We start from the raw sequence: 13,862 nt of genomic DNA, 5'->3' as shown, positions 1-13,862 counted from the left end.
GCCAGCGGTACTAGGCTCGTGGCCATGAGTGACGAGCACGCAGCACGGGACGAGGCGCGGAACACCGCGCGGACCCCGGCGCAGCACTTCGAGACCCTCGCCATCCACGCCGGGCAGGAGCCCGACGCCGCGACCGGGGCGGTGGTGCCGCCGATCCATCAGGTCTCCACGTTCAAACAGGACGGGGTGGGGGGCCTGCGCGGCGGTTACGAGTACAGCCGCAGCGGCAACCCGACCCGCAGCGCCCTGGAGGAGAACCTCGCCGCGCTGGAGGGCGGTCGGCGCGGGCTGGCCTTCGCCTCCGGACTGGCCGCCGAGGACTGCCTGCTGAGGACCCTGCTCACCCCCGGTGACCACGTCGTCATCCCGAACGACGCCTACGGCGGCACCTTCCGGCTCTTCGCGAAGGTCGCCGAGCGGTGGGGCGTGGAGTGGGACGTGGCGGACTCCTCCGATCCGGCGGCCGTACGCGCCGCGCTGCGCCCGCGCACGAAGGCGGTGTGGGTGGAGACGCCGTCCAACCCGCTGCTGGGCATCGCCGACATCGCGGCGCTGGCCGACGTGGCCCGTACGGGGGGCGCCCGCCTGGTGGTGGACAACACCTTCGCCAGCCCCTACCTCCAGCAGCCGCTGGAGCTCGGCGCGGACGTGGTGGTGCACTCCACGACCAAGTACATGGGCGGCCACTCCGACGTGGTCGGCGGTGCGCTGATCACCGCCGACTCCGGGCTGGGCGACGAACTGGCCTTCCACCAGAACGCGATGGGGGCCATCGCGGGGCCGTTCGACTCCTGGCTGGTGATGCGCGGTGTCAAGACGCTGGCGGTGCGCATGGACCGGCACTGCGCCAACGCCGCGCGGGTCGTCGAACTGCTCGTCTCCCACCCCAGGGTCGCCCAGGTGTACTACCCGGGGCTGGAGACGCACCCCGGGCACGAGGTGGCGGCCAAACAGATGCGCGACTTCGGCGGCATGGTCTCCTTCCGGGTCGCCGGGGGCGAGGAGGCGGCGGTCGAGGTGTGCAACCGGACGGAGCTGTTCACGCTCGGGGAGTCGCTGGGCGGCGTGGAGTCCCTGATCGAGCACCCGGGCCGGATGACGCACGCCTCGGCGGCGGGCTCGGCGCTGGAGGTGCCCTCGGATCTGGTGCGCCTGTCGGTCGGCATCGAGGCGGCCGACGATCTGGTGGCGGATCTGGCGCAGGCGCTCGGCTGAACCGGGCCGGACCGAACTCGGCGGGGATCGCGGCGGGGGCCGCGGTCCCCGCCGTCTTGCACGGGAGGCGGAGGGGCGGCGGCCCCTGGTGTCACCGCCGCGTCTCTCCGGTCCGCCGGCAGTGCGCGCAGTACCGGGTCTGCGGGACGATCTCCAGCATCCGCGCGGGGATGGGGCGGGAGCACAGCAGGCAGCGTCCGTAGCCGCCCCGGTCCATCCGTTCCAGGGCGGCCTCCACATCCGCCAGGACCATCCGGGCGGACTCCGCGAGCCGGGCGTCGACCTCGGCACGCGCCGTTTCGGCACGCGCCGTCTCGGCCCGGGCGGGTCCCTGCCGGGGAGCGGAGGGGGAGACGGGCCGGTGGCGGCCGAACTCCCGCAACTGGTCGAGGCGGAAGCGGCGCTGCTCCTCCAGGTCCTCGCGCAGCGCGGCCAGTTCCCGTTGGGTGAGGGCGGCGTCGTGGACGCCGGCGGCCTGGTCGTTCAATGCGTCATGTCCTCTGCGGGCGCGGGTGGTACGCGGGGGCGGGTATCACGGGGGCGCGGGCGTACGGTGTCCGCGCCCCCGGCGCCCCCCATGCCGTCAGGTGGTGCGCTGCTGGCAGCCGACGCAGCGGCTCGCGTACGGCAGGATCTCCAGCCGCTCGGCTGGGATGGCGCTGCCGCAGCCCTCGCAGACTCCGTAGGTGCCGTTCTCCAGCCGGGCGAACGCCAGGTCGATCTCCCCCAGCACCCGGCGGACGGCGTCCGTCCGGACGGCCAGCAGGTCCGCGGACGCCTGGTCCGCGGCCTCCTCGGCGGCGTCGAGCTGGGAGAGGCGGGATTCGCGCTCGTGTTCCAGGCGCAGGCGCACGTCGTGCGCCCGGAGGCGTTCGGGAGGGTCCGCGGAGCGGCCCGCGTCGATCGTCATCGCGGTCGTGTTCCTTCCGTGCTGAGGGTGAGGGAGACCGATGGCATACGGGAGGGCGCGCGGCCCGTCCCCGAAGAGGGGCCACGCGCCCCTGCGCTCCCCACCATGGACGGCGCGCCGCGCGCGGTCCATCGGTGGCATCACCCATTCCGGGGTGGGGGAGGGCTGCACGCACCGGATGGGGGAGAGGGGCCGGACCCGGAAGGGATGGCCCGTGCCACCGATCGACCGCGCCGCCTCCGCCGCGGCAGGCTGGCGGGGAGGGCCGGGCGAGGCCGGCCGGACCGCGCCGGTGGCGGATAGTGGTGGGGACGCAGGTGATCGAGGAGGAAGTGCACGCCGTGTCCCTGTTCTGGCGGATCTTCGGGCTCAACGCCCTGGTGCTCGGTGCGGCCACGGCACTGCTGCTGTGGGCGCCGGTGACCGTCTCGGTGCCGGTGCTGCTCACCGAGGCCGTCGTCCTGGTCACCGGCCTGGCCGTGATGCTGGTGGCCAACGCCGCCCTGCTGCGCGTCGGCCTGGCGCCGCTGGAGCGGCTGACCCGGCTGATGACCGAGGTCGACCTGCTCAGGCCCGGCCACCGGCTGCCGGTGGCCGGGCACGGCGGGGTGGCCGATCTGATCCGCACCTTCAACGACATGCTCGACCGGCTGGAGGCCGAGCGGGCCGCCAGCAGCGCCCGGGTGCTGTCCGCGCAGGAGGCCGAGCGCCGCCGTATCGCCCAGGAGCTCCACGACGAGGTCGGCCAGAGCATGACGGCCGTGCTGCTGGAACTGAAGCGGGCGGCCGACCGCACCCCGGACGAGGAGCTGCGCTCCGAGCTCCAGCACGCCCAGGAGACCACCCGCGGCAGCCTGGACGAGGTGCGGCGGCTGGCGCGCAGGCTGCGCCCCGGCGTGCTGGAGGACCTCGGCCTGGTCAGCGCCCTCACCGCGCTGGCCGTCGACTACTCCACCCACACCGGGCTGACGGTGCGCCGCCGCTTCGACGGCGGGCTGCCGCCGCTGGACGGCGAGCGGGAGCTGGTCCTGTACCGCGTGGCCCAGGAGAGCCTGACCAACGTCGCCCGCCACGCCGGCGCCGACAGCGTCGAGCTGCGGCTGCGGCGCGCCGCCGGCGGCGTGGTGCTGAGCGTGCGCGACGACGGCCGGGGCATCGGCTCCGCCCGGGAGGGCGCCGGGATCCGCGGCATGCGGGAGCGCGCGCTGCTCGTCGGCGCGGACCTGGACATCGGCCCGGCGCCGGAGGGCGGCACCCGGGTACGCCTGGCGGTGCCCGTGGACGGCGGGCACCCGTGCGCGGCACCGCCGGCCGGCGGCACGGACACGGCCGGCGGCACGGACACGACCGGAGAGGAGGCGGCCGCGTGAACGCGCCCGAGCCCGCCGTCACCCGCATTCTGCTCGCCGACGACCACGCACTGGTGCGCCGCGGGGTGCGGCTCATCCTCGACGGCGAACCGGACCTGAGCGTCGTCGCCGAGGCCGGCGACGGTGCCGAGGCCGTCGCCGCGGCCCGCGAGCACCCCGTCGACCTGGCCGTCCTCGACGTCGCCATGCCCCGTATGACCGGTCTGCAGGCGGCCCGGGAGCTGTCCGCCCGCCATCCCGGCCTGCGCATCCTGATCCTGTCGATGTACGACAACGAGCAGTACCTCTTCGAGGCGCTCAAGGCCGGGGCCTCGGGATACGTGCTGAAGTCGGTGGCCGACCGGGATCTGGTGGAGGCGTGCCGGGCGGCGGTGCGCGGCGAGCCGTTCCTCTACCCGGGTGCGGTCACCGCGCTGATCCGCAGCTACCTCGACCGCGTCCGGCAGGGCGGGGACGTCCCCGAACGGGTGCTCACCGCGCGGGAGGAGGAGGTTCTCAAACTGGTCGCCGAGGGCCACTCCTCGAAGGAGATCGCCGAGACACTGGTCATCAGCGTCAAGACGGTGGAGAGGCACCGTGCGAACATGCTGCACAAGCTCGGGCTGCGCGACCGCCTGGAGCTGACCCGCTACGCGATCCGCGCGGGGCTGATCGAGCCCTGATCCCGGTTCCGCGCCCGGCCGGGGATGCGGGAGGATGCGGGCGGGCACCGGCGGCGCCGGCGGCACCGGAGGGTGCCGCCGCAGGGCGGCCGAGGACGGCGGAGGAGGAGGCGGCATGGACCAGCGGTCCGCCGTGCTCCGCGCCGCGCCGGTCCGGGCCCTGCTGGCGGTGGCGGCCCTCCTGCTGGGCGCCCTGGCGCCCACCGCCTCCGCACTCACCCCCGCCCCGCCCGCCGCGCCGGGCGCCGCGGGCACGCAGACCGCCGACGGGCCCTGCGCGGCCGAGTGCGACCGCACGCCCCTGCTGCACCGGGACACCGCGGCCGAGCGGCACGCCCCGCACCCCGCGGGGGCCGCCCTGCCGGTCCGGGCCCGCCCCGCTCGGCCCACCGCGGGCATACGCCCGCCCGCGCCCCCGCCGCACACCGCCGGCCGTCCCCCGTACACCGCACGCCATCAGGGCCGGGCGCCGCCGCCTTCGCCGGGCAGTTGACGTTTCCCGTCGTCCCACCGCCGCGGCCGGCACCCGGCCGCGGCGCCCTGCTGGAGGCATACCTTGAAACGCGCCACCCTGGTGCGGGCGCTCCTCGCCCTCGCCGTGATCGCCCTGTCCGTCTACGCCGCGGTGACCTCCTCCCCGCGGCTCGGCCTCGATCTGCGCGGCGGCACCCAGATCGTGCTGGAGACCCGCGACTCGCCCACCACCGAGGCCGACCGCGAGGCCACCGACCGCACCCTGGAGGTGCTGCGCCGCCGCGTCGACGCGCTCGGCGTCGCGGAACCGAACATCACCCGGTCCGGCGACAACCGGATCATCGTCGAACTTCCCGGCCTGCAGGACCCGCGCGAGGCCGCCGACGTCCTCGGCCGCACCGCGCAGCTCACCTTCCACCCCGTCCTCGGCGCCGCCGCCGAGGGGGAGGAGGCCGAGGAGGGCGAACGCGTCCTGCCCGACACCTCCGGCCAGCGGCTGCGCCTGGGGCCCGCCGAGCTGACCGGCGAGGGGGTGGAGGACGCCGAGGCCGCCATCGACCAGCAGACCGGCGGCGGCTGGTACGTCACCGTCGACCTGCGCGGCGGCGGCGAGGCGGCCTGGGCCGAACTGACCGGCCAGGCCGCCTGCGCCCCGCCCGGCGACCCCAGGCGGCGGGTGGCGATCGTCCTGGACGAGGAGATCATCTCCGCGCCGCAGGTCGATCCCTCGGTCGCCTGCGAGCGGGGCATCACCGGCGGCTCCACCCAGATCACCGGCAACTTCTCCCAGGAGGAGGCCAAGGAGCTGGCCCTGCTCATCGACGGCGGCGCCCTGCCGGTGCCGGTGGAGATCATCGAGCAGCGCACCGTCGGCCCGACCCTGGGCCAGGAGGCCATCGAGGCCAGCGCCCGGGCCGCGGTCATCGGCACCGCGCTGACCGCGTTGTTCATCATCGCCGTCTACCGTCTGCTGGGCGCACTCGCCGCCGTGGCCCTGGCCTGCTACGGGCTCATCTCCTACGCCGCGCTGGTCGCGCTCGGCGCCACCCTCACCCTGCCGGGACTGGCCGGTTTCGTGCTGGCGATCGGCATGGCCGTGGACGCCAACGTGCTGGTCTTCGAACGCGCCCGCGAGGAGTACGCCGCCCGCCGCGGCAAGAACCTGCTCAGGGCCCTGACGGAGGGCTTCCGCAACGCCCTCAGCGCCATCGCCGACTCCAACGTCACCACGCTGCTGGCCGCCGGGCTGCTGTTCTTCTTCGCCTCCGGACCGGTGCGCGGCTTCGGCGTGACCCTGTCCATCGGTGTGCTCGCCTCCATGGTCAGCGCCCTGCTGATCACCCGGGTGCTCACCGAGTTCGCCGTCTCCCGCGACGCGCTGCGCAGACGGCCGGGGCTCACCGGCATCGCGGGCGTGGGCCGGGTGCGGGAGTGGATCAACCGCCGCGAGCCGGACCTGATGCGCCGGCGGCGGCGCTGGCTGGCGGTCTCGCTGGCCGCCGTCGTCCTGGCGGGCTCGGGCATCGTGGCCCGCGGGCTGGACTTCGGGGTGGAGTTCACCGGCGGGCGGCTGATCGAGTACTCCACCGCCTCCCCCGTCGACCCGGAGCAGGCGCGCTCGGCGCTGGCGGACGCGGGCTTCCCCCGCGCCGTCGTCCAGACCTCGGGGGACGGCGACCTCACGGTGCGCACCGACGAGCTGTCCAACGCCGAGGCGGCCGAGGTGGCCGAGACGATCGAGGAGCTGGGAGGGGAGACGGAGAAGATCCGCGACGAGCTGATCGGCCCCAGCCTCGGGGACGAGCTGCGCAGGGGCGCCCTGATCGCCCTCGGCATCGCGCTGGCCGCCCAGATGCTCTACCTGGCGATCCGCTTCCGCTGGACCTTCTCGGTGGGCGCGGTGCTGGCGATGGTCCACGACGTGCTGATCCTCGTCGGGATCTTCGCCTGGCTCGGCAAGCCGGTCGACGGGGTGTTCCTGGCCGCCCTGCTCACCGTGATCGGCTACTCGGTCAACGACTCGGTGGTGGTCTTCGACCGGGTGCGCGAGCTGTGGACGGCCCGGCGCAAGGAGCCCTTCGCAGGGGTCGCCAACGCCGCGGTCCTCCAGACCGTGCCCCGCACCGTGAACACCGGCATGGGCGCGCTGTTCATCCTGGCCGCGCTGGCCCTGCTCGGCGGCGACACCCTGACCGACTTCGCCGTCGCGCTGCTGATCGGCATCGTCGTGGGCACCTGGTCCTCGGTGTTCACCGCGACGCCCCTGGCCATCGAGCTGGAGGCGCGCAGCAGCGCGCCGCCGCCGAGGCCGGCGCGGTCCCGGTCGTCGGCGCCGGGACGCTCCGGGACGCGGGACGGGCGCGAGCGGGGCGACAGCGGCGCACAGGTCTGACGGACCCGGGCGGCGGGTCCGGGCGCGGCGCCACGGCCCGCCGGGGCACACCGGAGCGCCGCCGCACACCCGAGGGGTGTGCGGCGGCGCTCCGGCCTGTGCGCGGTGTGCGTCGCGTGTGCGGTACCCGGCCGCGCGGCCGGGCCGGTGTGCGGGGTCTGTACGGGGCGGTGCCGGACGGGGTCAGGACCGCCCGGTGTCCGGGGCGGACGACTCCTCGAAGTCGACCTTCCCTATGTGGCGGTTCAGCGACTTCATCAGCATCCAGACGGCCAGCCCCAGCGCCGCGAAGACGAGGAAGCCGAGGATGCCGGGCGTCACCTTGGTCTCGTCGAACTCCTTGGCGAGGTCGGCGAGGCCGGGGGCCTGGGTGAGGGCGAGAGTGGTCGGGCTCATGGCATCAATTGTCGCGGATGCCCGCGAAGAGGTCGTCCTCGGGGAGGGACGTGTCCACCAGGGACTTGGCCAGCTCGTACTCCTCCGTCGGCCAGACCTCCTTCTGGAGCTCCATCGGGACCTTGAACCAGCCGCCGTCGGGGTCGATCTGGGTGGCGTGGGCGATCAGCGCCTTGTCCCGGACCTCGAAGAAGTCCGCGCAGGGCACATAGGTGGTCAGCGTGCGCTCGGGACGCTGGAACTCCTCCCACCGCTTGAGCCACTCCCCGTAGGGGGACTCCAGGCCGCGCTCCAGCATCGCCTCGTGCAGGGCGAGGGTGCGGGGGCGGTTGAAGCCCTGGTTGTAGTAGAGCTTCAGGGGCTGCCAGGGCTCGCCCGCGTCCGGGTAGCGGTCGGCGTCGCCCGCGGCGTCGAAGGCCACCATCGTGATCCGGTGGGTCATGATGTGGTCCGGGTGCGGGTAGCCGCCGTTCTCGTCGTAGGTGGTGACCACATGCGGCCGGAAGGCGCGGATGCTGCGCACCAGCCGCTCGGCGGCCTCCTCCACGTCCTGGAGCGCGAAGCAGCCCTCCGGCAGCGGCGGCAGCGGGTCGCCCTCGGGCAGACCGGAGTCGACGAAGCCCAGCCACTCCTGCTTCACGCCCAGGATCTCGCGGGCCTCGGCCATCTCCCTGGCCCGCACCTCGTGGATGTGCTCCTCGATGTAGGCGTCGCCCTGGAGCTTGGGATTGAGGATGGAGCCGCGTTCCCCGCCCGTGCAGGTCACGACCAGCACGTCCACCCCCTCGGACACGTACTTCGCCATGGTCGCCGCGCCCTTGCTCGACTCGTCGTCGGGGTGCGCGTGCACGGCCATCAGTCTGAGCTGTTCAGTCAAGGCTCGATCCTCGTTACATGGTCATGGGAGACGGCTTCTATAGTGACCGAAGCGGTATCCGCTTGTATTCCCGACAGGACTGACAGGACCGACAGGACATGGCGACGAGTTCGGCCGACCCCACGCGCCCGGGACTGCCCCAGGGGCGCTACGGGCGTTCCGGGGACGCGCGCTCGGACCGCCGCCTGATGGCGGTCGGCGCGGTGCTGGGCGCGGTGTTCCTGGCGCTGATCGCCTGGTTCGGGGTGTCCTACGTCGCCGGGACGAAGGTCAGCGGCGAGCTGATCAAGTTCGAGATCGTCTCGGACCGCGAGGTGGCCGTTCACCTGGAGGTCCGCAAGGACGAGGGCGTCACCGGCGTGTGCACCGTCAACACCCTCGCGGAGGACGGCGGGGACGTGGGCCGCGCCGACTTCACCTTCGACGGGCCGCAGAGCCGCATCGACGAGGTCGTCACCGTACGCACCACCAAGCGGGCCACCAGCGCCCAGCTGGTCGGCTGTACGGCGGCCGGCGGAAACTGACGATCTTCCCCGAGCCCTGAAGGTTTAACCTTCTTCCCTTTTCCGGCGGAATTGTTAGGCTCGTGGTTTCGCCCACCCATGAAGGCGCACCCTTCGGGTAGGGCGTTGCTTTATATCCCGAGAGTACCTACGAGGAGCACCTGTGACCCAGACCAGCGACAACGTCACCTGGCTCACCCAGGAGGCGTACGACCAGCTCAAGGCCGAGCTGGAGTACCTGTCGGGTCCTGCCCGCATCGAGATCGCCAAGAAGATCGAGGCGGCCCGCGAGGAAGGCGACCTCCGCGAGAACGGCGGCTACCACGCGGCCAAGGAGGAGCAGGGCAAGCAGGAGCTGCGGGTACGTCAGCTCACCCAGCTGCTGGAGAACGCCAAGGTCGGCGAGGCTCCGGCGGACGACGGCGTGGTCGAGCCCGGCATGGTGGTCACCGTCGCCTTCGACGGTGACGAGGACGACACGATCACCTTCCTCCTCGCCTCCCGCGAGTACGCGAGCTCGGACATCGAGACCTACTCCCCGCAGTCCCCGCTGGGCCGGGGTGTGAACGGCAAGAAGGTCGGCGACGACGCCGAGTACGAGCTGCCCAACGGCAAGACGGCCTCGGTGCGGGTCCTGGAGGCCAAGCCGTACCGGGGCTGAGCCCCGCGGGACGGCGGCGCGGCGGCCGGGACGGCCCCGCCCCGTCCCGCTCCGGACGACGCGCGGCCCCCGGCCGCCACGGAAGCCTTCCGTGGCGGCCGGGGGCCGTTTCGCCGTGCTCCCGGCGTGCCCGGGAACGGGCCGGGCGCGCGGGCCGGGCGGTCAGGCCGCCGAGCGGTACTTGCGCACCGCCAGGGTGCGGAAGAACGCGATGATCAGCGCCGACCACAGCAGCGAGGCCAGTACCGGGTGCTGCATGGGCCAGGCGTCGGGCGCCTGGTAGCCGGGCGGGAGGTTGCCGAACAGCTCGCGGGCCGCCAGCACGGTCGCGCTGAACGGGTTCCACTCGGCGACGTGCTGGAGGAACGACGGCATGTTCTCCGAGGGCACGAAGGCGATCGAGATGAAGGTCAGCGGGAACAGCCAGATCAGCCCGCCGGAGGTCGCCGCCTCCGGGGTGCGCACCGACAGGCCGATCAGCGCGCCGATCCAGGTGAAGGCGTAACCCAGCAGGAGCAGCAGGCCGAAGCCCGCCAGCGCCTTGAGGACGCCCTCGTGGGCCCGCCAGCCGACGATCGTCGCCACGACGGCCAGCACCACCAGGGTCAGCGCGGTCTGGACGAGGTCGGCGAGGGTGCGGCCGGTCAGGACCGCGCCGCGCGCCATCGGCAGGGAGCGGAAGCGGTCGATGAGGCCCTTGTGCATGTCCTCGGCGATGCCCGCGCCCGCGCCGGCCGTGGCGAAGGTGACGGTCTGGGCGAAGATGCCCGCCATGAGGAACTCGCGGTAGGCGCCGGCGTCCACACCGGCGCCGGGGACGCTGATCGAGCCGCCGAAGACGTAGCTGAACAGCACCACGAACATGACCGGCTGGATGAGGCCGAAGACCACCATCTCCGGGATGCGCATCATCCGCAGCAGGTTGCGCTTGGCGATGGTCAGCGAGTCCGTCACGGACTGCCCGATGCCGCCGCCCGCGCGGGGCGCGCGGGTGGCGGGCGCGGAACCGGTGTCGGTGCTCACTTGGCGGTCTCCTTCCGGTCCGCGGCCTGCGCGTCGGCCCGGTCGCCCGCGCCGTTCCCGCCGGCCCCGGCCTCCTCGGCCGCGTGGCCGGTCAGCGAGATGAACACGTCGTCGAGGGTCGGGCGGCGCAGGCCGACGTCGTCGATCTCCACGCCGCGGGCGTCCAGCTCCCGGATGGCCTCGGCCAGGAGCTTGGCGCCGCCGACGACCGGGACGGTCAGCCTGCGGGTGTGCTCCTCCAGCGCGACCGCGCCCCGGCCCAGGCCCCGCAGGACCTCCTCGGCGATGCGGATGCCGTCGCGCTCGTGCACGACGACCTCGATGCGCTCGCCGCCGATGCGGGCCTTGAGCTCGTCGGAGGTGCCGCGGGCGATGACGCGGCCGTGGTCGACCACGGCGATGTCGTGGGCGAGGCGGTCGGCCTCCTCCAGGTACTGGGTGGTCAGCAGCAGCGTGGTGCCGCCGGCGACCAGCTCCTCGATGACCTCCCACAGCGCCTGGCGGTTGCGCGGGTCCAGGCCGGTGGTCGGCTCGTCCATGAACATCACGGGCGGGCTGACGACCAGCGCGGCGGCGAGGTCGAGGCGGCGGCGCATGCCGCCGGAGTACGTCTTGGCGGTCCGGTCGGCGGCGTCGGCGAGGTTGAACCGCTCCAGCAGCTCGGCGGCCCGCCGCTTGGCGTCGCGTGCGGACATCTGGTAGAGGCGGCCGACCATCTGGAGGTTCTCACGGCCGGTCAGATACTCGTCGACGGCGGCGAACTGCCCGGACAGGCCGATGGAGCGGCGCACTTCCTGGGGATGCTCGAGCACGTCGATGCCCGCCACGACCGCGCGGCCGCTGTCGGGCCGCAGCAGGGTGGTCAGCACTCGTACGGTGGTGGTCTTACCGGCGCCGTTGGGTCCGAGCAGGCCCAGCACGGTGCCTTCGGGGACGTCGAGGTCGACACCGTCCAGAGCCCTGACGTCGCCGAAGGTCTTGACCAGCCCTTCGGCGTGGATGGCACCTGGCATGGAGGTCTCCCATGGGTGTGGGGGTCGGAGGATTCGATGAATCCGGAGAGGACGGGCGGCGCGAGGTGCGGAGCCGTTCCGCGCCGAATGCGACGGTGCGGGCGGGTGCGCCGCGGGCGTGGTGCGGGTCAGCACTATGCGGCAACGCGATATATCGCTTCAAGCGATTTATGGTGTGTTCCGTGGGCGTGTCGCCCGGCATGTCCGCTCCCGGGAGGCGGCGGCCCGTTCCGCGCCGCCCCGCGCGGCCGGCCCCGCGCCTCAGCCCGTCACCGTGTAGCCGGCTCTGACCAGCGACGCCTTCACCTCGGCACAGTGCTGCGGGCCCTTGGTCTCCAGGTGCAGATCCACCTCCACCTCCGTCAGCCCGAGCCGGGGATCGGTCCGCACATGGCTGATGTCCAGGACGTTGGCGTCCGCCACCGACAGCTCCGCCAGGAGCGCCGCCAGCGCTCCCGGGCGGTCGGTCAGCCGCAGCCGCAGCGACAGGTAGCGGCCCGCCGCCGCCATGCCGTGCCGCAGCGTGCGCTGCAGCACCAGGGGATCGACGTTGCCGCCGGAGAGCACGGCCACCACCGGCCCCTCGAAGGTCTCCGGAGCCGACAGCAGCGCCGCCACCGGACTGGCGCCGGCCGGCTCGACGACGAGCTTGGCCCGCTCCAGGCAGAGCAGCAGCGCACTGGAGAGCGCGTCCTCGCTCACCGTACGGACCTCGTCGACCATCTCGGCGATGATCCCGAACGGCACGTCACCGGGCCGCCCGACCATGATCCCGTCGGCCATCGTCGAGACCGCCTCCAAGGTCACCGGGTGCCCGGCGGCCAGCGAGGGCGGGTACGCCGCGGCCCCCTCGGCCTGCACCCCGACCACGCGCACGTCCGGCCGCAGCGACTTCACCGCCAGCGCCAGCCCCGCCGCCAGCCCGCCGCCGCCGATGCCGACGACGACCGTGCGGACCTCCGGGCACTGCTCCAGGATCTCCAGCCCCACCGTGCCCTGGCCGGCGACGATGTCGGGATGGTCGAAGGGGTGGATGAAGACCGCACCGGTCTCGGCCGCGTACTCCTGCGCCGCCCGCAGCGTCTCGTCCACCACCTGCCCGTGCAGCCGCACCCGGGCGCCGTAGTCGCGGGTCGCCGCCACCTTCGGCAGCGCCGCGCCCACCGGCATGAAGACCGTCGAGCGGACCCCCAGCAGGGACGCGGCCAGGGCGACGCCCTGCGCGTGGTTGCCCGCGGAGGCCGCCACGACCCCGCGGGCGCGCTCCCCGGCGGACATCCCGGCTATCCGCACGTACGCGCCGCGGACCTTGAACGACCCGGTGCGCTGGAGGTTCTCGCACTTGAGGTGGACGGGCGAGCCGACCAGCTCGCCGAGGTGGCGGCTGCCCTCCAGCGCGGTCGTCCGGGCCACCCCGGAGAGCGTCTTCTGGGCGGCGCGTACGTCGTCGAGGGTGAGCGCCGGCGCTTCGTCGCGGCCGGCGTGCTGGACAGTGCTGGCGACCATGCAGCCAGTCTGGCAGCCCGGCTCGCGGGCGGCTCGCGGGGACCTGGCCGGGTCCCGCGGTGTCCCGCGGCGGGAGCCGCTCATTCGTACGGTGCCGGTACGGGGCGGACCCGGGGCGCGTACTCTGTGGCACACCCTCAGCCCGTCGTACCCCGTATTCACGAAGAAGCGAGCAACCGGCCATGCCCACGCACCCGGACATGACGACCGCCCACCCCCACGACGAAACGAGCGAAGAGAGCGTGCAGGCCAGCATGCCCCCCACAGCAGGCCGCCCGGACCCCGACCAGGACCGGACCGGCTCCGCACCCCTTCTCGACACCCTGCAGCACCAGGTGGCCCTCTTCGCGCGCCGCGCGGAGCAGACCCGGCTCGGCGGCGTCGGACAGGCCCGCAACTCCATGGACCGCGCCGCCTACCTGCTGCTCAACCGGCTGGACAGGGACGGGCCCACGGGCGTCAAGGCGCTCGCCGCGGGCATGGGGATCGACTCCTCGACCGTGACCCGCCAGGTGGCCCCGCTGGTGGAGTCCGGCCTGGTCAAACGCACCTCCCACCCCGACGACGGCCGCGCCGTGGTCCTCCAGCTCTCCCCGCGCGGCGTCTCGCGGCTGGAACAGGTGCGCGCCTCGCGGCGCGAGCTGATGGAACTGCTGACGCGGGACTGGAGCGAGGAGGAGCGGACGGTCTTCTGCGAACTGCTCACCCGCTTCAACCAGGCCCTCTCCGACTTCCAGGCGGAGGGTTCCTGACGCCGTCCGCCCCCGCCCGCCCCCGGAAGGCGTCCGGGGGCGGGCCTCCGCGCTGCGGCCGCGACGCGGCTGCGACGCGGCGTTTGCCCCTCCCGGGCACACAGGAGG

15 protein-coding genes are annotated in these 13,862 nt (G+C 73.7%); 8 read left to right on the top strand and 7 right to left on the bottom strand.

The annotated features are described in order from the left end of the window. Window positions 1-24: 24 nt before the first annotated feature. Window positions 25-1,215 carry a cystathionine gamma-synthase gene (locus QPK52_RS09225; RefSeq protein WP_410536807.1) on the top strand — a complete coding sequence of 397 codons (1,191 nt, stop codon included), beginning with the start codon at window positions 25-27 and terminating at the stop codon, window positions 1,213-1,215. Window positions 1,216-1,306: 91 nt separating this feature from the next. On the opposite strand, the gene QPK52_RS09220 is transcribed toward QPK52_RS09225, so the two are convergent. Beyond that, window positions 1,307-1,702 carry a TraR/DksA family transcriptional regulator gene (locus QPK52_RS09220; protein ID WP_410536806.1) on the bottom strand — a complete coding sequence of 132 codons (396 nt, stop codon included), beginning with the start codon at window positions 1,700-1,702 and terminating at the stop codon, window positions 1,307-1,309. Window positions 1,703-1,798: 96 nt separating this feature from the next. Then, window positions 1,799-2,125: a TraR/DksA C4-type zinc finger protein gene (locus QPK52_RS09215; protein WP_410536804.1), complete on the bottom strand. Its 327-nt coding sequence runs from the start codon at window positions 2,123-2,125 to the stop codon at window positions 1,799-1,801. A 341-nt stretch (window positions 2,126-2,466) separates the two neighbouring features. On the opposite strand from QPK52_RS09215, the gene QPK52_RS09210 reads away from it, so the two are divergent. From QPK52_RS09210 to secD, 4 genes are all read left to right on the top strand, one after another. After that, window positions 2,467-3,495, top strand: a complete 1,029-nt coding sequence (locus QPK52_RS09210; protein WP_410540260.1) for a HAMP domain-containing sensor histidine kinase — start codon at window positions 2,467-2,469, stop codon at window positions 3,493-3,495. Then, window positions 3,492-4,157 carry a response regulator gene (locus QPK52_RS09205; protein WP_410536802.1) on the top strand — a complete coding sequence of 222 codons (666 nt, stop codon included), beginning with the start codon at window positions 3,492-3,494 and terminating at the stop codon, window positions 4,155-4,157. Before QPK52_RS09210 ends, QPK52_RS09205 begins: the two co-directional genes overlap by 4 nt. 115 nt (window positions 4,158-4,272) lie before the next feature. Further along, window positions 4,273-4,650: a hypothetical protein gene (locus tag QPK52_RS09200; RefSeq protein ID WP_410536800.1), complete on the top strand. Its 378-nt coding sequence runs from the start codon at window positions 4,273-4,275 to the stop codon at window positions 4,648-4,650. A gap of 63 nt (window positions 4,651-4,713) precedes the next feature. Beyond that, a complete protein-coding gene (gene secD / locus QPK52_RS09195) occupies window positions 4,714-7,023 on the top strand; it encodes a protein translocase subunit SecD (RefSeq protein ID WP_410536798.1) in 2,310 nt (769 codons plus the stop codon). Between the two features lie 183 nt (window positions 7,024-7,206). Here secD and QPK52_RS09190 read toward each other — a convergent pair whose 3' ends face one another. Then, on the bottom strand, window positions 7,207-7,419 hold the full coding sequence (locus tag QPK52_RS09190) for a hypothetical protein (RefSeq protein WP_093661708.1): 213 nt from the start codon (window positions 7,417-7,419) through the stop codon (window positions 7,207-7,209). Window positions 7,420-7,423: 4 nt separating this feature from the next. Continuing rightward, entirely contained in the window at window positions 7,424-8,296 is an 873-nt protein-coding gene (gene mca / locus QPK52_RS09185; protein WP_410536796.1) for a mycothiol conjugate amidase Mca, read from the bottom strand. 98 nt (window positions 8,297-8,394) lie between these two features. Between mca and QPK52_RS09180 the strand changes: the two genes are divergently transcribed. Then, window positions 8,395-8,820, top strand: a complete 426-nt coding sequence (locus tag QPK52_RS09180) for a DUF4307 domain-containing protein (protein ID WP_410536794.1) — start codon at window positions 8,395-8,397, stop codon at window positions 8,818-8,820. Between the two features lie 142 nt (window positions 8,821-8,962). Further along, entirely contained in the window at window positions 8,963-9,460 is a 498-nt protein-coding gene (greA, locus tag QPK52_RS09175) for a transcription elongation factor GreA (protein WP_410536792.1), read from the top strand. Window positions 9,461-9,622: 162 nt separating this feature from the next. On the opposite strand, the gene QPK52_RS09170 is transcribed toward greA, so the two are convergent. The 3 genes from QPK52_RS09170 to ilvA form a co-directional block, all read right to left on the bottom strand. Next, the gene (locus QPK52_RS09170) at window positions 9,623-10,483 is read right to left on the bottom strand and encodes an ABC transporter permease (RefSeq protein ID WP_410536790.1); all 861 of its coding nucleotides are present in this window, start codon (window positions 10,481-10,483) and stop codon (window positions 9,623-9,625) included. Then, the gene (locus tag QPK52_RS09165) at window positions 10,480-11,496 is read right to left on the bottom strand and encodes an ATP-binding cassette domain-containing protein (protein WP_410536788.1); all 1,017 of its coding nucleotides are present in this window, start codon (window positions 11,494-11,496) and stop codon (window positions 10,480-10,482) included. The genes QPK52_RS09170 and QPK52_RS09165 overlap by 4 nt, the downstream gene beginning before the upstream one ends. Before the next feature lie 261 nt (window positions 11,497-11,757). Beyond that, window positions 11,758-13,002: a threonine ammonia-lyase gene (gene ilvA, locus QPK52_RS09160; protein WP_410536786.1), complete on the bottom strand. Its 1,245-nt coding sequence runs from the start codon at window positions 13,000-13,002 to the stop codon at window positions 11,758-11,760. A gap of 254 nt (window positions 13,003-13,256) precedes the next feature. Here ilvA and QPK52_RS09155 point away from each other — a divergent pair, with 254 nt between their 5' ends. Further along, the gene (locus tag QPK52_RS09155) at window positions 13,257-13,754 is read left to right on the top strand and encodes a MarR family winged helix-turn-helix transcriptional regulator (RefSeq protein WP_093661772.1); all 498 of its coding nucleotides are present in this window, start codon (window positions 13,257-13,259) and stop codon (window positions 13,752-13,754) included. Window positions 13,755-13,862: the final 108 nt, after the last annotated feature.

The sequence above is a fragment of the Streptomyces sp. KL2 genome (assembly GCF_046529545.1).
Taxonomy (GTDB): domain Bacteria; phylum Actinomycetota; class Actinomycetes; order Streptomycetales; family Streptomycetaceae; genus Streptomyces; species Streptomyces radiopugnans.
This window is presented reverse-complemented; position numbering and strand designations above follow the sequence as displayed.